Origin of the sequence: Streptomyces sp. NPDC091289 (assembly GCF_044757365.1) — a bacterium.
GTDB lineage: Bacteria > Actinomycetota > Actinomycetes > Streptomycetales > Streptomycetaceae > Streptomyces.
Window position 1 is genome coordinate 323,185 of sequence record NZ_JBIVUT010000003.1, and the last position, 22,552, is coordinate 345,736.

General features: G+C 73.7%; 18 protein-coding genes. 2 read left to right on the forward strand and 16 right to left on the reverse strand.

Going from position 1 to position 22,552, the window contains the following annotated elements; translation table 11 throughout:
- Positions 1-26 precede the first annotated feature (26 nt).
- Complete coding sequence (locus tag ACIQPT_RS05590; protein ID WP_401152981.1) at positions 27-788, reverse strand: IclR family transcriptional regulator; 762 nt, start codon at positions 786-788, stop codon at positions 27-29.
- 121 nt (positions 789-909) lie between these two features.
- Between ACIQPT_RS05590 and ACIQPT_RS05595 the strand changes: the two genes are divergently transcribed.
- A complete protein-coding gene (locus ACIQPT_RS05595; RefSeq protein ID WP_401152983.1) occupies positions 910-1,140 on the forward strand; it encodes a hypothetical protein in 231 nt (76 codons plus the stop codon).
- A 97-nt stretch (positions 1,141-1,237) separates the two neighbouring features.
- A complete protein-coding gene (locus tag ACIQPT_RS05600; RefSeq protein ID WP_401152984.1) occupies positions 1,238-3,118 on the forward strand; it encodes a serine/threonine-protein kinase in 1,881 nt (626 codons plus the stop codon).
- Between the two features lie 33 nt (positions 3,119-3,151).
- Here the strand turns inward: ACIQPT_RS05600 and ACIQPT_RS05605 are convergent, their stop codons facing one another.
- The 15 genes from ACIQPT_RS05605 to ACIQPT_RS05675 form a co-directional block, all read right to left on the reverse strand.
- On the reverse strand, positions 3,152-4,804 hold the full coding sequence (locus tag ACIQPT_RS05605; RefSeq protein WP_401152986.1) for an alpha/beta hydrolase: 1,653 nt from the start codon (positions 4,802-4,804) through the stop codon (positions 3,152-3,154).
- Positions 4,805-4,906: 102 nt separating this feature from the next.
- Positions 4,907-6,277 carry a sensor histidine kinase gene (locus tag ACIQPT_RS05610; RefSeq protein WP_401152987.1) on the reverse strand — a complete coding sequence of 457 codons (1,371 nt, stop codon included), beginning with the start codon at positions 6,275-6,277 and terminating at the stop codon, positions 4,907-4,909.
- On the reverse strand, positions 6,274-6,945 hold the full coding sequence (locus tag ACIQPT_RS05615; RefSeq protein WP_401153066.1) for a response regulator transcription factor: 672 nt from the start codon (positions 6,943-6,945) through the stop codon (positions 6,274-6,276). Before ACIQPT_RS05615 ends, ACIQPT_RS05610 begins: the two co-directional genes overlap by 4 nt.
- 47 nt (positions 6,946-6,992) lie before the next feature.
- Complete coding sequence (locus ACIQPT_RS05620) at positions 6,993-8,369, reverse strand: amidohydrolase family protein (RefSeq protein WP_401152988.1); 1,377 nt, start codon at positions 8,367-8,369, stop codon at positions 6,993-6,995.
- Between the two features lie 71 nt (positions 8,370-8,440).
- A complete protein-coding gene (locus tag ACIQPT_RS05625; protein WP_401152990.1) occupies positions 8,441-9,760 on the reverse strand; it encodes an amidohydrolase family protein in 1,320 nt (439 codons plus the stop codon).
- A gap of 177 nt (positions 9,761-9,937) precedes the next feature.
- A complete protein-coding gene (locus ACIQPT_RS05630) occupies positions 9,938-10,669 on the reverse strand; it encodes a GntR family transcriptional regulator (protein ID WP_401152992.1) in 732 nt (243 codons plus the stop codon).
- Between the two features lie 98 nt (positions 10,670-10,767).
- Complete coding sequence (locus tag ACIQPT_RS05635) at positions 10,768-11,547, reverse strand: FkbM family methyltransferase (RefSeq protein WP_401152993.1); 780 nt, start codon at positions 11,545-11,547, stop codon at positions 10,768-10,770.
- A complete protein-coding gene (locus ACIQPT_RS05640; protein ID WP_401152994.1) occupies positions 11,544-11,774 on the reverse strand; it encodes a Trm112 family protein in 231 nt (76 codons plus the stop codon). The genes ACIQPT_RS05635 and ACIQPT_RS05640 overlap by 4 nt, the downstream gene beginning before the upstream one ends.
- A 52-nt stretch (positions 11,775-11,826) precedes the next feature.
- Positions 11,827-12,720: a hypothetical protein gene (locus tag ACIQPT_RS05645; protein ID WP_401152996.1), complete on the reverse strand. Its 894-nt coding sequence runs from the start codon at positions 12,718-12,720 to the stop codon at positions 11,827-11,829.
- 4 nt (positions 12,721-12,724) lie between these two features.
- Positions 12,725-13,450, reverse strand: coding sequence for a class I SAM-dependent methyltransferase (locus ACIQPT_RS05650; RefSeq protein ID WP_401152997.1), 726 nt, complete (start codon positions 13,448-13,450; stop codon positions 12,725-12,727).
- Positions 13,447-14,775 (reverse strand): condensation protein, encoded by a 1,329-nt coding sequence (locus ACIQPT_RS05655; RefSeq protein WP_401152999.1) that lies wholly within the window; start codon positions 14,773-14,775, stop codon positions 13,447-13,449. Before ACIQPT_RS05655 ends, ACIQPT_RS05650 begins: the two co-directional genes overlap by 4 nt.
- Positions 14,775-19,217 (reverse strand): alpha-(1->3)-arabinofuranosyltransferase family protein, encoded by a 4,443-nt coding sequence (locus ACIQPT_RS05660; protein WP_401153001.1) that lies wholly within the window; start codon positions 19,215-19,217, stop codon positions 14,775-14,777. The genes ACIQPT_RS05655 and ACIQPT_RS05660 overlap by 1 nt, the downstream gene beginning before the upstream one ends.
- Entirely contained in the window at positions 19,214-19,933 is a 720-nt protein-coding gene (locus ACIQPT_RS05665) for a class I SAM-dependent methyltransferase (protein WP_401153003.1), read from the reverse strand. The genes ACIQPT_RS05660 and ACIQPT_RS05665 overlap by 4 nt, the downstream gene beginning before the upstream one ends.
- The gene (locus ACIQPT_RS05670) at positions 19,930-21,123 is read right to left on the reverse strand and encodes a glycosyltransferase family 4 protein (protein ID WP_401153005.1); all 1,194 of its coding nucleotides are present in this window, start codon (positions 21,121-21,123) and stop codon (positions 19,930-19,932) included. Before ACIQPT_RS05670 ends, ACIQPT_RS05665 begins: the two co-directional genes overlap by 4 nt.
- A gap of 262 nt (positions 21,124-21,385) precedes the next feature.
- On the reverse strand, positions 21,386-22,369 hold the full coding sequence (locus ACIQPT_RS05675) for a DUF3068 domain-containing protein (RefSeq protein WP_401153007.1): 984 nt from the start codon (positions 22,367-22,369) through the stop codon (positions 21,386-21,388).
- Positions 22,370-22,552: the final 183 nt, after the last annotated feature.

Here is a 22,552-nt window from a genome sequence, read left to right on the forward strand (position 1 = left end):
ACGGGTCGGCACTCCGGGACGACGGGTCAGCTCTCCGGAAGAGTCAGCCGCCGTGTGACGCGCAGCGCCGACTCCAGCAACCGCGCCCTGACCTCCGTGGTCCGGTACATCCGGTCCGACCGGAACGAGATGCCGATCGAACCGACCTGGTCGCCGCTGTACACGGGCACCGCCGCGCATGTCGTGCCCCGCGCGTACTCACCCCGGTCCAGCGAGAGTGGGCCCGCGGGTGCGGCGTCGAGCTGCCGCAGCAGCTCCTCCCGGCGCGTGATGGTGCGGGGGGTGAGGTCAGCCAGGGAGTGCCGGGAGAGGTAGTTGGCGCGCGCCTCCTCGTCCAGCTCGCGCAGCACGCTCTTGCCGAGCGCGGTGGCGTGTCCGGCGTTCTGGAAGCTCACCCAGAGATCCACCCGCGGGGTCCGCGGGCTGTCGACGATCTCCAGGACCCGGATCTCGCCCTCGTCGTACAGCGTCAGATAGACGGCGGCGGACAGGCTGTCGCGCAGCGAGGACAGCAGAGGGCGGATGTGCTCCTGGAGTGCCTGGCCGTCGACGGCGGCCTGCAACCGGGGGTCCCGCTCGCGGAGCGCGAACCCGCCGTCGTCCAGCTCGCGCAGATACCCGTCCCGGGCGAGCTCGTGCAGCAGTCGCCGGGCGGTGACGTCCGCCAGCCCGGCCTCGTGGGCCAGCTGCTGCACAGAAGCCCCGTCCGGGTGTGCGCCGGTGGCCTCCAGCAACCGGAGGTCCTGCCGGACGGACACCGTCGGCTCGGGGCCGGTCTGGTCACCCATGGCACAAGCATGGACCCGGCGCCGGGGTGCGGCAAGGCCGCTCCTCCGGGCACGCGGAAGCCTCGGGTCCCGCCCGGGGGGCGCGAACATTCATGAATTGCGCAATAGTTAAACTGTTGCCATGAACTGGAACGACACGTCACGCTGGGAGTCCGCGGTGCTCGACGGGGGACCGGCCGACGGGCTGCGCACGAGGGTCGCCGACCGGCCGAACGTCCTGCAGGTGACCCGCCCCTGCCCACTGGACGCCCCTGACCCGGACGTGCGGGTGTCGGCGCTGTACGTCTACCGCCGCGACCCACGCCCGGGCAGCGGGCCGCTCCGGTACACCTTCGATGTGGCCAGCCCCTGACCCGCTCCCCGCATGAGACCGGCATTGGATACGCTCTCGTCTGATCTTCGGGGCGCGTGCGGGCTCCGGACTGCCGTGACCAGGGGGATGGTTCCTAATGAGCAACGCGCCTTCGACCGGCCCGTTCCAGCCACTCAAGGCCGACGACCCTGCTGTCGTGGGGGGTTATCGGCTGGCGGCCGTGCTGGGTACGGGCGGTATGGGCAAGGTGTATCTCTCGTACACGCCCGGTGGGCGGCCTCTGGCGATCAAGGTGATCCGGGCGGAGTTCGGGGAGGATCCGGAGTTCCGGCGGCGTTTCCAGCAGGAGGTACGGGCCGCGCAGCGGGTGCAGGGGCTGTACACCGCGCCGGTCATCGATTCGGACACCGAGGGTGCGCAGCCGTGGCTGGCGACGGCGTATGTGCCGGGTCCCTCGCTCGCGCACGCGGTCGCCGGGCATGGCGGGCTGCCGTTGCGCAGTGTGCTGCTGCTGACGGTGGGGGTGGCCGAGGCGCTGGGGGTGATCCATGGTGCGGGGATCGTGCACCGTGATCTGAAGCCCGCGAACGTGCTGCTGGCCTCCGACGGGCCGCGTGTCATCGATTTCGGTATCGCCCGGGCCGCCGACACGACCGCCCTGACCGGTACGGGGGTGAGTGTCGGCACTCCGGCGTTCATGGCACCCGAGCAGGCGGCGGCCGGGACCGTGACCCCGGCCACCGATGTCTTCGCCCTGGGCCAGATCGCCGCCTACGCCGCGATCGGCGCACCCGCGTTCGGCGACGGGCCCTCCCACGCCGTCCTCTACCGGATCGTCCACGAGGACCCCGACCTCAGCCGGCTGCCCGCCGAACTCCTGCCCCTGGTCACCCAGTGCCTCAGCCGCGACCCCGCCGACCGCCCCGCCCTGGCCGACATCATCCGCATGTGCCACGAGATCTCACCCGAACCCCTGCGCCAGGGCGAGGACTGGCTCCCCCAGGCAGTCGCCGGCGCCATCACCGAACGACACAAGCTCCCCGCACCCGCACCGACCCCGCCCCCACAGCCCGCCACCGCACCCACGCCCACCCAGTTCTCCCCGCAGGGACCGCCGGCCGGCCCCTACACCCCGACCGGCCACGCGATGGCCGCCGCACCCACCCAGACCGGACCCGCCGCACCCGGAGCCCCCGGGGCGCCGGGAGCGCCGGGAGCGCCGGGAAACGTGCCGCCCGGTCAGTGGCAGCAGAACACCGGCCCCCAGGGCCACCCCACTCCGCCGCCGCACCAGCGGTCCGGATTCGCTCAACCCGGCTTCCAGCAGCCAGGGTTCCAGCAGTCGGGGTTCCAACAGTCGGGGTTCCAGCAGCCCGGCTGGGGCCCGTCCGGTCTCCAGCCCGCCGCGCCGCGTCCCAAGCGGACGGGCCTGATCATCGGCGCTTCGGTCTTCGGCGCGCTGGTCGTCCTCGGTGTCATCGGCAACCTGCTGCCGGACGACGACACATCCGGCAAGGGCGACCGGTCGACGGCGTCCTCCGACGGCGGTTCGAGCGGCAGCGGTTCCGGGGACAAGGCCGGGGACAAGCCGGTCGACCCCAAGCCGGTCTCGTACAAGGGCATCGACATGACGGCGAACTACGCCCTGAAGCTGGCCGACCATCCGCCCCGGCCGGTGGAGGACGAAGACAGCGGCGTCAGTTACGGCAAGGGGGACTTCTACTTCTACCGGGACTCCCTCTTCGGCGACGAGAGGGTCGGCAGTGCCAACGGGAAGCTGGTGGTGCTGAAGAATTCGCAGAAGGGCTCCCTGGAGGTCTGCCGTCAGGAGACCCGCTTCACCGAGAAGATCGAGCTCGAACAGCTCACGACCGGGTCGCAGATCTGTGTCCTCAGCAAGGCCGGACACATCGCCGTGGTGACCTATCGCGGCAAGTCGGGCCCGAGCGACCCCAGTCGCTACATCACCATCGACCTGACCGTCTGGCGCAACGCCGAGGAAGCGCAGCAGAGCTGACGGCCCGACAGGCAGGCCGTCGGCCCGCCCCGGTCAGCAGGTCGCGCCGGGGCGGACGGGCTTCAGGCCGACGAGATAGCTGTCGACCTTCTCCGTGACACAGGCGTCGCCGCGCCCGTACGCGGTGTGTCCCATCCCCTCGTACGTGAGCAGCATCCCGCCCGGGAACTGGTCCGCGAGGCTCACCGCCTCCGCGTACGGGGTGGACGGGTCACCGGTGGTGCCCACGACGAGCACCGGCGGCACCCCGTCGGCGTCGACCCGGTGGGGCGTCCGGCCGCCGGACGGCCAGCCGCGGCAGGTGAGTTCGGCGGTCACCCCGGCGGTGCCGTAGACGCCCGCGGTTTTCTCCGCGCGCGGCAGGACGTCCCAGTAGGCGTCGAGGTCGCGAGGGTGCGGGACGTCCAGGCAGTTGACCGCGGTCAGCGCCGCGCCCTCGTTGTCGACGGGGGTGACCTCCTCGTCGCCCGGGCCGTCCTCCCCGCTGTCCTCGGGAGCGGGCTCCTCCTCGGCCGGCTCCTCCTCGTCCAACGCGCCCAGTTCGGTCGCGTCACCCGCGTCCGCCGCGGCCAACGCCCGGGACAGCGGCTCCCATTGGTCCTCCGGCGTGTACATCGCCATCGACACCGCGTCCAGGACGGCCGTCGCGTCCATCCCGCCGTACTCCGCGTAGGAGCTGTCCTCCGAGACCGGCAGCGGCTCGCGTCCGGCGCGGGCGTAGAGCCGTTCGATCAGCGCACGTATCGCGTCGGGGCTGTCGGCCGGGCAGCTGTCACCCGCGATCTCCGCACAGTGGTCGGCGTAGTCGTCCACGCTCCGCCGGAATCCGGCCGACTGGCTGAGCACCCGCTGCGACCAGTCCAACGACGGGTCGATCGCCCCGTCCAGCACCATCGCGCGGACCCGGCGCGGGAACAGCTCGGCGTACGCGGTGCCCAGGCTCGTCCCGTACGACCAGCCCAGGTAGGTCAGTTCACGCTCGCCCAGGGCGGCGCGCAGCACATCCAGGTCACGGGCCGCGTCCTCGGTGCCGACGTGCCGCAGGAGGTCGCCGCTGTGCTGTTCGCAGTCCTCCGCTGCGGCCCGCGCCCCTTCGTCGGCGGCGGTGCGCTCCTTGTCCGTACGGGGGTGGAGCGGCGCGACGTCCTCGGCGGCCGCGTCGTCCTCGTCGGTGCCCTCCTCCTCCTCCTCGGCCGCCGTGCAGGTCAGGGCCGGGACGCTCGCCCCGACCCCGCGCGGGTCGAAGGCGACGATGTCGAAGCGGTCGCGGGCCGCCCGGCCGAACGCCTCGTCCATGCCCTCTTCGAGCGACTGGACCCCGGCCGCCCCCGGCCCGCCCGGGTTGTAGACGAGCGAGCCGATGCGCCGTTCCGGCTTCCCGGCCGCCGCGCGTGCCACCGGCAGGACGAAGGTCTTGCCGTTGCCCGGGTCCGTGTAGTCGCGGGGAACGGTCAGCCGCGCGCACACGTACCCCTCCGTTTCGCAGTCCGTCCACCGCAGCCGCTGGCCGTAGAACGGCTCGAGGTCAGGCCGGGACGCGGGGTCGGCCGACGCCGGGGCGGTGCCGGCCCGCCCCGGTCCGGTGGCCGGGCCGGCCGTGCAGGAGGTGAGCGCGACCGAGCAGGCGAGCGCCAGTGCGGTGACGAGGGCGGGACGGCGGACGGGACGGCGGACGGGGTGGTTCAACGGACTGCTCCCGGGGATCGGACCGTGCGGTTCACCGGCAGCATCCCCGGTCGATGCTGAGGATTTGATGAGTCGGCCCGACGGCAGCCTCGCAGCCCGGTGTCAGCCGCCCGTGGACGGCCGGTCGCCGCTCGGCAGCCGCAGCACGAACCGGGCCCCGCCGCGCCGCCCGGGTCCGGCCGTGAGGCTGCCGCCGTGGGCGTGCGCGACCCAGGAGGCGATGGACAGCCCGAGACCCGTCGACCGCGAGCCGCTCCGGAACCGGTCGAACAGTGCCCCCGCCACCTCGGGCGGCAGCCCCGGCCCGGCGTCCTCCACCGTCACGGTCGTCGATGCCCCGTCGACGGCGACGGCGACGGTGACCTCCACCTCGGCCGGGGCCCCGGGCGCGTGGCCGTGGACGAGCGCGTTGCCGACGAGATTCGCCACGGCACGCCGTACGAGGTCGGGGTCGGCGACCACGACGGCCTCCTGGGCCTCCACCGTCACCCGGTGGCCGTCCGCCGGCGCGTCCTCCACCACCGCTTCCACCAGCTGGTCCAGCCGCAGCGGCTCCGCAGCGAGCACGGCCGTCCCGGACATCAGCCGGGCCCGGGTGAGCAGCCCGTCGACCAGCGCGCCCATCCCCTCGGCGAGCCGCAGCGTGCGCCGGTGCACGTCGGTGCTGTCGGTGTCCCCGCGCAGCGCGGTCTCGGCGAGCGTCCGCAGCGAGGCCGCCGGCGTCCGCAGGTCGTGCGCGGCGTCCGCGAGGAACGACTCCTGCCGGTCCAGGGCCTCCAGGGCGGGCCGGACCGCCCGGCCCGACAGCAGATGTCCGACCAGGGCCGACAGACCCACCAGGAGGGCGCAGCCGCCGGTCACCCGCCAGGCGAGCCGCCGGTGGTCCGCCTGCTGCGCGGCGGTCTCCGCCACGGTGACCAGGGCTCCCTGCGGGCGGGCGTCCTCCTCGGCCTCGGGAGGATAGAACGGCAGGGCGAACAGGCGTACCGGTTCACCCGTCGTCGTGACGCCGTCGAGGGACCGTTCCTCGTCGGCGTTCACGGCCGAAGCGGCCGCCCGTCGTACGGCAGGGCCGTCGACGGTGAGGCAGGGCGTGCGGGGCGCGTGCTCGACGACCAGGTCCGCCGGAGCGATCCGGCGCGCGTCCGGCTCGGCGTCCGATGGGACGGACAGCAGATGGAGAGGAGGACAGGCTGTCCCGGCCGTGTCGAGCAGCACTTCGGCGTCCAGCCGCCCGTCCTCGTCCGTCTCCAGCAGGCCGAGCGCCCAGTTGGTGTCCGCGCTCATCGTCCGGTCGAGCTGATCGCGCCAGCGCGCGTCGTCGCCGCGTACCGCCCAGGCGGCCATCGCCACCAGCCCCACCGCACTGGTCAGGGCGAACAACAGGGTGATACGGCGGCGGAGCCGACGGACCCGGGCGGTCGGGGTGAGCGGGCGGGAGCGCCGGAACCTGCTGCGTACGGCTCCGGTCACGAGGCCGGGTCCTCCGCCACGGCCAGCCGGTAGCCGGTGCCGCGTACGGTGTGGAGCAACGGGGGAGCGCCGAGCTTGCGGCGCAGCTGCGAGATCAGCACCTCCAGCACATTGGACCGGTGCTCGGCCATCTCGTCCCAGCAGCGCTCGACCAGCTCCGCCCGGCCGACCGCCTGGTCGGCCCGGTCGGCGAGCACCTCCAGCACCGCGAACTCCCGGCTGGTCAGCGTCAGCAACACCCCGCCCCGCCGCACCCGCCGCCGTGCCGTGTCGATCTCCAGATCGCCGACCCGCAGCACCGGCGGGGTGACGGCCGGTGCGCGGCGGCACAGACTGCGCACCCGGGCGACCAGCTCCGGGACGGCGAACGGCTTGACCAGATAGTCGTCACCGCCCCGGGCGAAGCCCTCCACCCGGTCGGCGACGGTGTCCCGGGCCGTCAGGAACAGCACCGGCACCGCCCGCCCGGAGCGCCGCAGCTCCTCCACATACTCCGCGGCGTCCCCGGCGGGCAGCATCCGGTCGAGGACGACACAGTCGTACGCGGTGATGAACAGCGCCTCGTCGGCCTGCGGCAGATCGACCGCCTCGTCGACGGCGAGCCCGGCGGCGCGCAGGGCCGCGGCCACGCCGAAGCGGAGGTTGACGTCGTCCTCGACCAGCAGCACTCTCACGCCGTCACCCTAACCGCGCCGGGCGGCGGCGGTTGAGCGGGTCAGTGGCCGACCAGCTCCCCGTCCCGGGCGACGATCCGCCCGTCGCGCACCACCATGTCGCGCCGCGGCAGGTCGACCACGACCTGCGGCAGGCACTCCCCGCGCACCAGCAGGAAGTCGGCGGGCGACCCCGGCTTCAGGTCCGCCTCCGGCAGCCCGAGCAGCCGGGCCCCGCCGTCGGCCCCCGAGCGGAAGGCCGCCTCCAGCTCCTCGTCGAGGCGGGCGTCCTGCACCCAGGCCAGCAGGTGCGAGCGGTGCAGCATGTCCGCGTTGCCGAACGGGCTCCAGGAGTCCCGTACGCCGTCCGAGCCGAGGCCCACGTGGACGCCGTGCTCACGCAGCCGGGCGATCGGCAGCACCAGGTCCGAGGACGGCGCGACCGTCGTCAGCGAGATTCCCGCATCGGCCAAGTCGGCTGCCAGTCCGTCCAGTTCGCGCTCCGGCAGCCCCGGCACGCAGAAGACGTGGCTGACGGTCACCTTGCCCTGCAACGACAGCGCCCGGGTGCGGGCGATGATCGCGCGCAGTGACTCCATGCCCGTCGCGGCCCGCTCGTGCAGATGGATGTCGACGCCCACGCCGTGCCGGTCCGCGATGCCGAAGACGACGTCGAGCTGCTCGTCGAGCGCCTCGTCGAACCCGATCGGGTCGATGCCGCCGACCCGGTCGATCGCCCCGGTGCGCGCGGCCTCCTCCAGCAGTTCCTTGGTGCCCGGCGTACGGATCACCCCGTGCTGCGGGAACGCCACGATCTCCACGTCGAGCGCGTGGCGCAGGTTCCTGCGGGCGGACCCGACGCCCTCGACGCCCACCAGGTCGTAGGCGGGGGCGACGTCGACATGGGCCCGCATCGCCCGGGTGCCCTGGGCGACGGCATGGCCCATCAGGCGCTCCGCGCGCTGCTTCAGGGGCGTCCGCAGCGCGTGGTACAGCTTCACGTCCTCGGCGGTGTACTCCGCGATGGTGCTCGCCGGGTTACGGGTCACCCAGGGCTCGCCCCACGCCGTCTTGTCGGGGTGGATGTGCGCGTCGACCAGGGTCGGCAGCGCGATCCGGCCCTTGCAGTCGACGACCTTGGCGCCGCGCGGCGCGGGGTCGGCGGTGATGACGCCGTCGACGACGGTGAGGTCGACGGGCCGCTTCGCACCGTAGGGCCGCACGTTCTTGAACACCGTGGCGCGCGCGTGGCCGCCCGTGCGGTCCGGCTGCTCCGTGATCCGGTCCGCGGCGGACGGCGACGCCCCGGTGGGCAGGGGCGCGGCCTCGGCTCCGGACGCGGTGATGGCGGCGGCGGTGCCCGCGACGGCGGCGGCCCCGGCCAGCATGGAGCGCCGGGAGAGACCGGCGGTGGGGGAGGCGGTGGACTCGGCGTGCATCAGGAACTCCTTCGAGGAGAGGGAAGAAGGGGAGGGAGGAAGGAGGAGGTAAGAGGGAGCAGGGGGCGGGGTCAGGCGGCCGGGACCGGGACCGGTACCGGGAACCCTGCCCGCACCACGCGCACCGGACGGCTCAGCACGCCGAGGTCGGCCAGCGGGTCGCCGTCCACGACGAGGACGTCACCCGCGAAGCCCCGCGCCAGCCGGCCGGCCGTGGCGTCGAACCCCAGGAGCTTCGCGGCGCCCGTGGTCGCCGTGCGGATCGCGTCCAGGGCGGAGAGCCCGGCCGCGTGCATCAGCTCCACCTCGCGGCCGATCGGGTCGACCGCTCCGCCCGAGGAGTCCGTGCCCGCGGCGAGGGGGACGCCCAGCTCGTGCGCCGCGAGGACCGCCCGCTTCAGGACCGGCAGATAGGCGCGGCCGCGCTCCGCCAGGATCGGGTCCGAGGAGTCGGCGAGGCCGGCGATGGCGGTGAGCGTCGGTGTGAAGTGCGTACCCCTGCGGCGCATTTCACGCAGTGTGCGCTCGCCGACGAACGCCCCGTGCTCCAGGGAGCGGATGCCGGCCGTGACCGCGTCGTGGCACCCCTTCTCGCTGTAGCTGTGGCAGAGCACCCCCTTTCCACCGCGCCGGGCCGCCGCCACGATCGCGGACAGCTGCTCGTGGTCGTAGACCTGGACGAGCGGGTCCTGCTCGGGCAGCCCGGCGCGCTCGTTCACCCGGGTCTTCACGGTGTCGGCCCCGCGTGCGAGGTTGACCTCGACCACCCGCCGCAGCGCCTCGGGCGAGCGCACCCCGTCGCGCAGCCGGGCGAGCGGCGCGAGCTCCGGGTCGGCGAGGATCGTGTCGCCGAGGTCCGGGGTGACGAAGATGCCCGCGGCCCGGAGCCGGGGCGCCTGTTCGGGGGCCTGGCGGGCCAACTCCCGTACGGCGATGTCCTGGTAGAAGTTGGTCGAGCCGCTGCGTGCGCTGGTCGCGCCCTTGAGGACCGCGTCGCGCGCCTCGGCCGCCGTGTTGAGGTGGATGTGCGCGTCCACCAGACCCGGCAGGATCCACTGCCCGTGTGCCCGCAGCACCGGTACGCCGGAGGGCACCCGCGTCCCGATGCGGCCCCGGGGACCGGCCGCGCGGACGACGCCCCCGGTGATCACCACGACCGCGTCCTCGGTGACCTCGCCCGTCAGCGGGTCGAGCAGCGTGCCGCCCTCCACGACCAGATCGCCGCCCCGGCCCGACGGACCTCGCGAAGAAGCCTGCGCGGCGGACGTGGCGGACGCGGCGGGAGCTGCCTGGGCCAGGACCGCGGACGTCCCGGCCAGGGCCGCGGCGCCCGCGAGGACACCCCGGCGGGTCAGTCGGCCGGAGGGGGGCGGGGTGTTCTCGACGCACATGGGAAGGCTCCTTCGACCGCGGCAAGCGGAAGCGAACGTGGGAGCATTTTGTATACCAGGATCGTCGGCGATCTGGGAAGGAGTGATTCCGCTCTCCGTGCGTGCAGGAAACGTGCAGGAAATGCGCTCTGCTCTTGAGGGGTCATCGAAGGGCGGGAGTGATTGGTATACAAAGGGTTAGGCGTCGTCGAACAGCGACCGCAGGGCCACGGCCCGGCTGTCCCGTACGTGCAGCAGCGTGCTCGCCGCCGCCGACTCCTCGTCGCCGCTCGCGATGTACCGGAACATGACCGCGTGCTGGGCCCGCATGTGCTCCGGTTCCTCCCGCATCCCGAACAGCAGCCGGAGCTGTCCGCCGAGCTGCTCCATGGTGCGGGCCAGCATCGGGTTGCCGCTCAGGGCCACGATGTCCTCGTGGAAGGCGGTGTGGGCCGCCACCTCGCGCGCCCCCTCGTCGTCGGAGGCCGCCTGCTCCGCCCGGTCGAGGGAGATCCGGAGCGCGGCGACGCCCGGCAGCTCCGCCGGGGCCGACCGCGCCACCCGCCGTGCCGCGAGCCGGGAGGCCTGGACCGCGAGCGGCTCCCACACCTCGTACAGGTGCTCCACATCGGCCCGCGCCATCCGCCGCACCCGGACCCCGCTGTTCGGCAGCAGCTCCAGGAGCCCTTCGCCCACCAGGGCGCGCAGTGCCTCGCGGACCGGCACGCGGGACATCCGCAGCTCCTCGGCGACCTCGCGCTCCACGAGGCGGGCGCCCTGCGGGTAGCGGCGGTCGACGATCCGCTGCCGGACCGCGTCCCGCGCGTGGACGCTGAGCGACGTGCGCTCCGGGGTGCCCGCCTGCTCGCTCCCGGGCCCGTCCGGCCGCACCCGGTCCCGCCCTGCGCTGCTGCCCGCCACGTACGTCATCCTCCGCTCGGCATACCCCCGGGCCGAGGATACGCGGGGGCCCAGGGGGTGCAGGGCCGAACAGCCCGGTCGGGGCCGGTCAGCCCGGTCATGGCCGGTCAGGCGGTGCTCTTCCCGCCCGGCGTCCGTCCGTCCGGCAGGAAGAGCACCGAGTTGATGTACCGGTCGCGGTGCGGCACCAGGGCCCGGCGCAGCAGACCCTGGTGCACCAGGTGCTCGGTCCGCGCCTGGTGGGCCACCAGGTCGAACCCGTCGAGCGCGATCCATCGCCGGCCCGACAGGAGCCAGCCCGCGTAGCCCTGTCCGGTCAGCAGGTCGATCGCCGGCGCGATCGGGCCGAGCCGGCTCTCCAGCTCGATGAGCAGGGCCGGGCGGTCCTTGCTCAGCAGCTCCGCCGCGCCGAGCAGCGCCGCCTGTTCGCCGCCGTCGACGTCCATCTTCACGAAGCCGACCCCACGCAGCCCCAGACCGTCGACGGTGATCGACGGCACCTCCAGGCAGTGCGCGTGGATGTCGCGGCGGGCCAGTGACGACACCCCCCGGTCGCCCCGGTCGCCCTCCGGGAACCACAGCTGCGCCGTGCCCTCCCGGTCGGTCGCCGCGCCCTGGACCACCCGGGCGTTCGACGGCAGCGTCCGGCGCAGATGCTCGGCCAGATGCGGCACGGGCTCGATGGTGACCACCTCGGCACAGCGGGCGGCCAACCGCCGCGACCAGGGGCCGTACCAGCCCCCGATGTCGAGGGCGATGCCGTCCGGCGGGCAGAAGTCCGCGAGCCGCCGGAGCTCGGGCTCGAAGCGCGGATACAGGGCGACGGCGGCGGAGCCGACGAGGCGGCCGGGCAGCCGGGACGCCACCGCCGCGGCGAACGTGGTCACGTGGCCGAGGCCTTGAGCCGGGTGAGCAGCCGCTCGTGGTCGTCCGCCCCGACCTTCCGGCCCGACGAGGGCAGCAGCTGCGGGATGCCGTCCACGATCGGGTAACTCAGGCGCAGCCGGGGGTTGTAGAGCGCCGCCCCCTCCGCCTCCTCCTCGGGCAGCAGGGACAGCGGTCCCTTGTCGAGCGGGCAGGCCAGGATGGCGAGCAGCGGGTCGTCGGGGTTCATCGGGAAGCTCCTCGGTGTCGGGGGCGGCGGACACGGTGTGCCGTATCCGGGGTCAGGACGGTGCGGCGGGCTGCGGATCGTGGCGGGGCATGGCCAGCAGGACGGACAGGGCGAGCGCCGTGCCGCCCACCCGCAGGGCCAGCAGCAGCGGATCGTCGGGCAGGGTCTCGCCGAAGGCGAGCGTCCCGAGGACCGCCGTGAACAGGCTGGTCACCGTGGTGCACACCGGCACGATGAGGGAGGCCCGGCAGCGCTGCAGCGCCGTCTGCGACATCACCAGACCGGCCCCCGCGGTGAACAGCAGCAGATACGGATACGGGGACCCCAGCAGGGACAGCGCGGACTCGCCGAGATCGGTGCTGGTCAGGCGGCTGGACGTGCCCTTGATGGCCAGCGAGCTGACCCCGTAGAGCAGCCCCACCGCCACTCCGTACCCGATGCCGCTGGTCGGGACCCGGTGCCGTTTGGCCGCCCGGCTCTCGACCCGTACGTACAGCCAGACGCCCGCCGCCAGCGCCGGCAGGCAGACCAGGAGCACCAGCATCCAGGGGGCCCCGCCGCTCACCACGTCCTCGCCCTCGCGCACCGAGGCGACGACCATCAGCAGGGCGACCAGCACTCCGCCCAGCGCATAGCGTTCGCGGCCCGTGGACTCCTCGCCGAGCACGGCCGAGGACAACAGCAGGAGCAGCACCAGACCGGAGACGAAGATGCCCTGCGCCGCCGCGATCGGCAGCGCCCGGTAGACGACCAGCTGGGCCCCGAACCCGGCCGCCAGCGCCAGCGCGCCGACGATCCACAGCGGGCTTGTCAGCAGCACCCGGACCACGCGCAGCGGCCGGCCGGCGGAGAGCGCGGGCAGCGAGCCCAGGGCCCGCTTCTCCACCACGAACCCCACGCTGTACAGCGCGTTGGCCACCAGCGCCGCGCCGACACCCCACCACATCGCGCTACCTCCGCCGCGCGTGGGCCAGCAGGATGGAGGCCGCCCCGGGCACCGCGCACGCCGCCCGGTCCAGCAGCCGCAGCGGACGCGGCACCCCGTGGAAGGGGGCGCCCTTGATCGTCACATCGGTGAAGCCGGACGCCGTCAGGAACGAGCGCAGCGCACGGGCGGTGTACAGCCGCAGATGCCCGACCACCTCCGAGCCGGGGCGGCCGTGGATCCCGCGCAGGCTGACCTCCGAGAACACCGGCTGCACCCCGGCGAGCAGCAGCGCCCGGTTGTACCAGGCCGCCAGGTTGGGGGTGGACAGCATCAGATGGCCGCCGGGCCGCAGCACGCGCCGCAGCTCGTCCAAAGCCTGGTCCGGGTCGACCAGATGCTCCAGGATCTCGCTGAACAGCACCGCGTCCGCGCACCCGTCGGCCAGCGGCAGCCCGCCGTGCTCCAGCTCACCGCGCACCACCGCGCCCATCCGGGGCCGGGCCCTGCGCAGCGCGTCCTGCGACCAGTCGACGCCGACCAGCCGGTGCCCGGCGAGGAACGGGGCCGCCGTGGCCGCCGCCGTGCCGTCGCCGCACCCGATGTCGAGGATCACCTGCCCCGGCGCGCCCAGCGCATCGGCCAGCAGCCGGGCCTGCCGTCTGCTGCGCCCGTCGCCCGACGCCACCGGGACGGCCGGGTTCTCGTAGAAGTCCCGCAGCCCGGGCGGGGGAGAGGCGGCGTTGGTCATACGTTCTCCGAGGACGTCGAGGCCAGGTGACGGGTGAACATCTCGCACAGGCGTACGCCGTCCTCGTCCCCCAGCAGGGTGCGCGACCAGCGCAGCGCCAGATGCAGCCGCCCGTTCGTGGACGCCGTGGTGAACGTCAGCCCCCGGGGCATCCGGGCGGGTGCCGAGAACCACACGGCCGTCGCCCGGCCCGCATCCCCGAAGTCCAACGGATACGGCACGCGGCCGATGTTGCTCAGCAGCGTCGTCGAGGTCCACGGCCCCGCCAGCACCCGCAGCCCCCGGGTGACCGCGGCGCGGGCGGCCACCGGCAGCAGCGGCGCGGTCAGCAGGGAGGCGGAACGGCCCAACGGCGGCCGGGGGCGCGCCTTCAGCGCCCGGGTCCGCTCGGCGGTCGTCCGGAGCAGGGCGGCGACATCCGCCCCGGGCGCCGGCTCGGATGCGGCGAAGCCGACCTCCACCAGCCGGGTGCCGTTCCCGATCGGCATCTCGGGCCCCCGGGTGCGGTCGTCGACCGGCATGGTGATCCGCAGCGGCCGCCGGTCGGCCCCCGGCGCGCCCTGCGTCCGGTTCCAGTCGGCCACCGTGAGCGCGGTGGCCACCATCAGCTGGTCGTTCACCGTGTACGGGGCGCCGGACTCCCGCCGGGGGACCGGCAGTTCGACCAGCAGCATCGCGTTGCCCGGTACGGGGGACGGCCCCGGCGAGCCCGCCGCGATCCGGGCGGGCCGGGCCAGCGGCGCCGCCGGGGACTCCCCGCCGAGCGGCTCGGACGCCGGGCGCGCCGGGGCGGGCGACGGCGGGGTGCGGTGCGCGCCGTAGATCTCGGCGGCCGTCGCCGCCAGCCGCATGCACGCCGGACCGTCGAGGGCGGTGTGGTGCACGGCGAACACCAGCACACACCCCTCGCCCCCCGGCTCCTCGACCACCTCCAGCCGCAGCGGCGGCGACGCCGTCAGCGGCGGGGCCTGGTCCAGCGCCCGCGCCCGGGCCCGGTCGAGCGCCCCGGGCCCGGACGGCGGGAAGGAGACCGGATCCGCGTCGGCGCCCGCGGTCAGCTCCCACTCGTAGCGCCGGGCGAACGGGCCCCGGGGACGCTCCCGCATCAGCGCCCGGGGATGCCGGGCCAGCGCCTCGGCGAACGCGGAGCGCAGCCGCCCCTCGTCCACCCGGCCGGGCAGATGGATCTCGATGTGCACGGTGCTCGGCTCGGCGTCCTGCTCGCAGTGCCGGGCCACCTCGTCGACCACCGGGAACGGCACCCGGGCCGGGGGCCCGGACCGGGGCCCGCCGCCCCGCGCCCGGGATTGCTGCGTGGTCGCCATCAGGTGCCCCCTCCCGGACGGGACGGCGGCTGCTGACCGCCGAGCCGTCGCGTCGGACCGTCACCACCCTCGTCGTGGTCGCCACGACCGTCACGGCCGTTGCCGTTGCCGTTGCCGTTGCCGTCGCCTTCGCCCGAGTCGGATCCGTATCCGACTCCGGGAGCGGGCGGCGGAGTTCCCTGCGGCCGCTTCGGGTCGGTGGACAGCGTCCGGCCCGAAGCGGCGGTGGCCTGCGCCGGAACCGTGGGCGCCGCACCGCCGGCCGATGCCGGGGCTGCCAGGCCCGGGCCACCGGCGGCCCGCCTGCCGAGCGGCCCGCGCCCGACCGTGACCAGGGCGGCGAACAGGCCGACCAGGGCCAGGAACTGGGCCGTCGCACCGAACGCGCCCTCGTCGGCGGCCGTGGTGTCCCCGGTGCCCACCGCCGCGACGACACCCGCGGCGGCCATCGCCGCGAACGCCACCGGCGCGAGCAACCGCGGCCGGAAGTGGGCGAGTACGGCGAGGAGAGGCACCGCCAGGGCGAGCGGCCCCGCGATCACCACACCCACCAGAGTGAGGGCGACCGTGCCCAGGACCAGACCCGGCCCCGGCGGAACGGGCTGCTCCTCGGCCGCGTACGGCTCCGCTCCGCGCCGCCGGACGAAGGCGAGTCCCACGAGCACCAGGAGCAGCGCCCCCGCGCCGAGCAGACCCACCTGGTAGATCCGGGCCGGCTCGTACTCCAGGGTGACCTTGCCGCCCTCGCCCTCCGGGACCAGCCAGGCCTGCTGCCAGCCGTCGATCCGCAGCGGCGTCAGCTCCTTGCCGTCCAGGGTGGCCTTCCAGCCCGCGTTGTGGTTCTCGTGGAGCTGGAGGTAGGAGGCCGCGCCCGCGCCGACGGCGATCGTGCGCCGGTCGCCGTCGCCCTGCTCGACGTCCACCGACCGCGGCGTGCTCGCCCCGGCCTCGGACGTGCCGTTGCTCAGCGTGACGTCCGTGATGGCGAGCGGACCCGCGTCCCCCGCCTCGACGGTGGTGGACGAGGCGGCCAGCTCCACCGAGCCGTCCTTCGTGCACGGTGTGACCGCGATGGGGCGGCGCTGGGTCAGGTCCCGCACCCGGCCCTCGGCCCGGGTCTCCAGGAACGTACCGCCCACCGACAGGACCGGGCCCTTGCCGCAGGCCAGGCTGAAGGTCTTGTCCGGCTTCGGCTGCGGCGAGCGGTACTCCTCCAGGGCCGGGATGTAGACCTCGCTCAGACCGACCGGCAACTGCAACTGGTCGTCGGCGACCGGGTTGTGGACGGTCAGCGGCGCCTGACGCGAGATGGTGATGTCCATCCGGTCGGTGTTGATCGGCGAGAAGCGGGCCATGCCGTTCTCGTCCACGGCCGCCACCGCCGTACCGTCCGGCGAACTGATCTGCACCTGCTCGGGCCGGGTGGACAGACCGCCGGCCGCCGCGAAGACGATCTCGCCGACCTCCTTCTTCTCCGGCCACGACAGATGCAGTACGGGGCGTTCGCCCGCGATCCACGCCGTGGTCAGATCACCGTCGGTCAGATTGCGCGGACTCAGGTTGGTGCCCAGACGCGCCGTGGAGTCGGCGCTCACCTCGATCTTGTCCCGCTCGCCCGTCAGCTCGAACAGCAGCTTGTCCAGGTCGTCCCCGGGCACCGGGACCGCGCTCGCGGACACCTTGTACGTGCCCGCCTCCTGGGCGGTGAACTGCCGGTGCAGACCGACCTCGGCCGCCACCGACGACAGGCCGCCCGGGTCGCTTCCCCGCCGCAGCGAGTAGACCGTGGAGTCCGCGCCCTCACGCGGCGCGTCCGTGGGCAGCTCCAGCATCCGGGTCACCTGCACCCCGGGGATCGCGATGTCGGTGAACCCGGCGCCGGTGAGGCCCGGACGCCCCTGCTGGGACTCCAGGATCGTCACCTTCAGCCAGGCCGCCTGCCCGGCGGGCGCGGCCACCTGCTGCGCGGAGCCGTCCGCCCGCAGCGGACTGTCCTTGAAGCCCCGGTCGGTCTCGACCCGGACGACGGTCGGCGCGGCCCGCACGTTCGCGCTGGGCAGCGGTGTCACCTGGAGCGAGCCCGGCAGGTCCGTCGGGGAGGTGAAGTCGATCCGCACCCACTCGTTCTCGGGCGAGCCCGGGGACCCTTCCGCCCAGCCGGTCTCCGGATCGCCGTCGAAGGCGTTGACCGGGTCGTACTGCGGCAGATGGAACAGCCAGTTCCCCACCGACGAGGCGCTGACCTTCTTCGCCCCGCGCAGCACGGCGGTGGTCTGATGCTTCGCGCCGGACGTCGGCAGGATCTGCCGGGGGCTCCGGCCCGGATCCTGCGCCGCCTCGGCGGCGTTGCGCTCGTCCGCGGTGTACGTGTACGAGGTGTTGGAGTTGACCAGCCCGAACCGGGTGTCGGCGCGCCGCAGCCCGTCGCCCGCCGCGTACAGCGACGGCCGTCCCAGACCCGGATGCGCGTCACCGGCCAGCACGGCCGGCCGGCCTTCCAGCGCGCCGCTCGCCGACAGCGGGAGCAGCGACTCGGGTCCGCCGCTCACCACGGCGGTCGCGGCCACCGGGGCCGTGCTCGCCCGGCCCGGACGCTCCGTCCCGGCGGGCGGCTCGTAGATCTCCACGGCCCGCTGCCGGGGGTAGAGCCCCTCGACCTGCACGGGAGTGTCCGCGGCGATCCGGCCGCCGGTCATCACCGGACCGAACCCGGTCACGCGCTTGTACCCGGAGGCCTCCAGCGTGCGCTTCACCGTCGTCGTGGGGACATACCCCAACTGGTCGGGATCCAGGTCGTTGCGGACCACCACATAGTGCAGCCCGGCCCGGTTCAGATACTCGCTCAGCCCCGGAACCTCACCGCCGGAGGTCAGCGCCTGCTCGACGGCGTCCATCGCCCGCCGGTTGCCCGGCGTGCCGAACGGCACGTAATCCCGCTGTGCCCAGGGCGAGTTGGCCAGCACATCCAGCGGCTGATCGATGGGGGAGCCCCAGGTGTAGATGCCGTGCGCGGTCGCCGGGACCACCAGGGCCCGGTCGTCCGCCGAGTTCTTCTTCAGCCAACCCCCGGTCGCGTCCCAGTACTTCGGCAGCTGCTGGAACGAACCCGTCTGCAGGATCGACCCGTTGACGTACGGCCAGGCCAGACCCGGCAGCACGATCGCGGCGGCGACCACCGGTGCGAGCCGACGGGCGCGCACCGCGTTGCCGCCGGCGCGCGAGGCGGCGGCGACGGAGGCCACCGCCGTCAGATGCGCGAGACCCAGGGCCAGGGCCAGCGCCAGACCCGTCTGGAACTTGTAGATGTTCCGGAACGGCACCAGCCAGCCGTCCAGCCAGTCCTGCACCGTCCCGTGGAACAGCCCGCCCAGCGCGCCGCCGTACCCGGCGAGCGTGATGAGCGCGACGCTCAGGACGGTCAGCACCAGCCAGCGGCGCTCGGGCAGATCACGCCGCGCCAGCCCCGCCAGACCGAGGGCCGCGGCGAGCGCCGAGCCCAGGATGGTGACGGTCGCGGTGGCGACGGTCCAGCCGGCGGGCAGCCAGGCCTCGCCGAAGTTCAGATAGCCGACCCAGTTCCCGCCGCCGCGCAGCACCTCGGTCGCCGACATGGTCGTCGTGGTGGTGAACGAGGACTCCACGTACGGCATGAAGTTCTCGCCGAACGTCCCGAGCAGCAGCAGCGGAACGATCCACCAGGCGGTCGCCAGGATCACGCCCGGGATCCACCAGGCCAGCAGCGCGCGCTTGCGCGGCCCGCCGGGCCGGGACAGCAGATACAGCCCCACCGGCAGCAGCGAGGCCAGCGTGGAGGCGGCGTTGACGCCGCCCATCAGCGGGATCAGCAGCGCGGAGCGGGCCGCGGCGATCCTCGGCGCGAGCCGCGGGTTCGTCAGCGGCAGCAGCACCCACGGCAGCAGGGCGCCCGGCAGGGCCGCGGCCGAGGTCGAGCCCACGACGATCGTGTACGTCGGCCACAGCGCGTACACCACACCGCCCAGCAGCCGGGTGGCCGGAGAGCCCACGCCCAGCCGCTCCGCCAGCCGCAGCGCACCCCAGAAGGCGGTCGCCACGATCAGCGACAGCCACAGCCGCTCCGCGAGCCAGACCGGTACGTGCAGCAGGTCGGCCGCCCCGTAGTACGGCAGCATCGGGATGGCGTAACCCACGTACTGGTCGGCGATCCCGCCGAACCCGGCCCGGCTGTGCCACAGCTCGCCCAGATCACCCAGGAAACGCCAGGGATCCACGACGACGCCGAGCTTCGTGTCGAACGTCATCCGCCCGGGCGACACCGCGAGGAACGCCGCGAACACGGCGGCCCAGAAGCCCAGCAGCCAACGCCGCGACCGGGGCGGGGGCGGGCCATCGGGGGAGCCGGGCGGCACGGGGCCCGGGCCGTCCGGGGCCGTGGGCCGGGGTGGGTGGACAGCGCTGGTCATGAACACCGCCGGAGGATGAGGAGGAGGTTCCAGGTGGCGAACTCCCGCAGTACGGGGATCCGCGGCACGAGCTGGGGAAGGACGGGCCAGTAGCGCGAGCGTGCCGACACGACGGCCACGTCGGAGCGGCCCCGGACATGGCTCAGTGTCTCGCCGACGCCGATCTTGAAGAGGTTCTCGCCGAGCCGGTGCTTGGCCGGGCCGCCGGTGCGCCGCTCGTAGCGGCTCCGGGCGCGCTCGGCGCCGAGGTAGTGCCAGGGCGCCCACTCGTGGCCGCCCCACGGGGAGAGCCAGTTGGTGTACGAGACGTAGATGAGTCCGCCGGGGCGGGTCACCCGGGCCATCTCGCTCAGGAAGGTGTGCGGATCGGCGACGTGCTCCAGCACGTTGGAGGAGAAGCAGACGTCGGCCGCGCCGTCGGCGAGCGGCAGCAGATAGCCGTCGGCGACGACGGTGTCCACGCGCTGCCCGGGGCCGATCTCCGTCGGATCCGGTTCGAAGAGGTAGCTGTGCGCACCGCGCCGCCGGAACTCCCGGGTGAAGTAGCCGTCGCCGCCGCCGATGTCGACGACGACCTTGTCCCGGAGCGGACCGTGCCGTTCGACCTGGTCGGCCGCGTCACGGGCCAGCAGGGTGTACGCCGTGGCGGGGTCGCCCTGTTCGCGCAGGAAGGCGCGGAACAGGGCGGCCGACCGCCGGAACGAAGGATCCTTCACGCGCTCGCACCGATCGCCGGGGCGCCCGGGCCGTCCGCCGCCGGAGCCGTCGGACCGGCCGCCGCCTCGGCGGCCACCGCCGCGAACCGGCGCACACTGGCGGTCCACCGGTAGTCGGCGGCCCGTTCGCGGGCGGCCTTGCCCATCGTCTCGCGCCGCTCGTCGTCCAGCGCCAGCGCGCACCAGGCGGCGGCGAAGGAGGACGCGCCCGGGGCGAGGATCCCGGTGACACCGTCCTCGACGGAGTCGCGCAGCCCCGGCACGTCGAAACCCAGGGTCGGGGTGGACCGGGCCGCCGCCTCCGTGACGACGAGCCCCCACCCCTCGACGGCCGCCGGGTGCAGCAGCATCCACGCGGCACAGAGCAGCCGGTGCTTCTCCGCCTCGGTCACATGACCGGCGAACTCCACACCGGGACCGGCGAGTTGTTCCAGCCTGGCCCGCTCCGGGCCGTCACCGACGATGACGAGCCGGCCGCCGGTGACCGGCCGGACCCGCTCCCAGAGCTGGAGCAGCAGATCGATGCGCTTGTAGTCGACGAGCCGGCCCAGCGCCACGAACAGCGGCGCGTCGGACCTCTCGCCCTGCGGGCTCGGCTCCTGGACTCCGTTGTGCACCACCCGGATCCGGCTGTCCGGGACGCCCAGCTCGCGCAGGGCGCCCGCCGTGGACGGGGACACCGCGATCATCAGGTGGTCGCGATAGGCCCGGGACAGGGCCCAGTGTTCGAGCTTGCGCCCGGCACGGGCCACCGGCGCCGGGAAGCGCATGTCCCACAGATCGGTGTGCACATGGTTGACCAGGCACACCGTGGGTCCGCGGTGCCACAGTGGCGCCAAGTACGGCATGCCGTTGCAGACCTCGACGAGCAGGTCGCACGTTCCGATGTGCCGGGCGAACGCGGACCGTGCGCCGACGTAGTGCCCCAGGGTGGAGCCCGCCGAGACGACCCGGTAGGGCCTGCGGGCGGCCTGCCCGCCGCACAGCAGCGTGACGTCGTGGCCCTGCTCGGTGAGGCCCAGGGCGAGCTGGTCGACCAGCAGCTCGGAACCGCCGGCCGCCGGATTGCCCAGGTCGCGGTGGGCGAGGAAGACGATGCGTCTCGGGCCTGCGGGGACCGGGGCGGACGCCGGGCCCTGACCCGGGCGTACGGCGGCGTCGAGCAGTGGGGGAGGTACGTGCTGGGGCATGGGTGCTCCAACTCGGCTCGGGGTGCGGGGAATCGGGGAAGCGGCCCAGGAGGGACGAGGGCCGTGCGGTACGGGGACGTGACGGGGGGCGAGGGACCGCGAGGGTGGGACGGGAGAAGAGGTGAAGAGGTGAAGGGAGAAGAAAGGATGAGGAGAGGAACGGGCAGGGACGAGACCGGGGGGCCGTGCTCTGGTGGGGATAGACAGTTTTCGGCACGGGTACGCGCCCGGCTACTCACCGGTGCAACAACTTGCGGGTAACTCAGGTGGGCGGACTCGTCATCATGTGAGTATTCGGAGCTTCCGGCTCCGTCCGGCGCCCCCGGACCACGAGGACGACGCCCACGAGAGCGAGCACACCGCCCAGCCCGGCCGCCCCGACCGGCGCGGTCGTGCCGAGCATCGCCAGCCGGTCGCTGTCCGCCGAAGCCAGCTCGACCTGCTTGAGCTGGGTCTCCTTGGTGAACTCCACCCGCTTGCTCTCCAGCAGCACGACGGCGTCCTTCTTGGAGCCCGGGGCGCGCAGCGTCTTCCTCGGGCCGATCGCCGCGTTGATGATGCGCCCGGTCCGCCGGTCCACGACCAGCTCGATCCCGCTGTTGGAATACCACTCCTCGGCCAGCACCTGCGGGGTCTTCTTCTTCCCCACGAGCAGCCCCGGCACCTGGCGCACCCCGGTCCTGGTGGGCTCCACCTCGCCCTTGAAGAGAAGGCCGGAGTAGCCCTGGATCTCCTGCTCACCGGCGTACGAGAGCCGCACCACGCCGCCGAGCGTGCTGTCCCACCAGCGGTAGGAGCGCTTCTCGACGTCGAAGGGGAACTTCAGGTACGCCTCCCCGTCGAACGCCGGGGTCTCCTCGCAGCAGTGGACCGGCTCGTTGGTGGCCCGGTCGGTCACCCAGCGCTCCAGCGTCCACTGGAGGGCGTCACGGGGGTCCGATGCGGGCAGGGTGCCCTGGTGGTCGACCGAGGTGGACACGTCCCACACGGCGTTGCCGCTCTTCTCGCTGTCGGCCACGTCCCCGCGCACCTGCCGGGTGATCGTGATCGTTCTGCCCTCGACCGTCTCCACCTCGGACGTGTCGAAGTAGCTGCCTGTCCCGGTGAAGACGGTGGTGGTGTCGATGTCGATGGGGGTGCGCTTGGCGTGCGGCTGGACGTACCAGACGAGCAGCGGCGCGAGGACGAGCAGGAAGACCCCTGCCCCCAGCAGGACAAGCGACAGGGGTGAAGCGTTGTGGCGCATCCGGGCACTCCTGGGTCGAATCTCTTCGCGGAGGTGCACGGGCCCCGGGCCGGTCAGCCCTTGATTGGCGTGAACAGTAAGCAAGCCCTTGACGGAATGTCAATGTGCTGTCGACACTGTGTCCCAGCCGGAGGGGCCCGGCTGAAGGGGTGGGGATCGTCTCCAGCAAGGAGCTGACCCGAC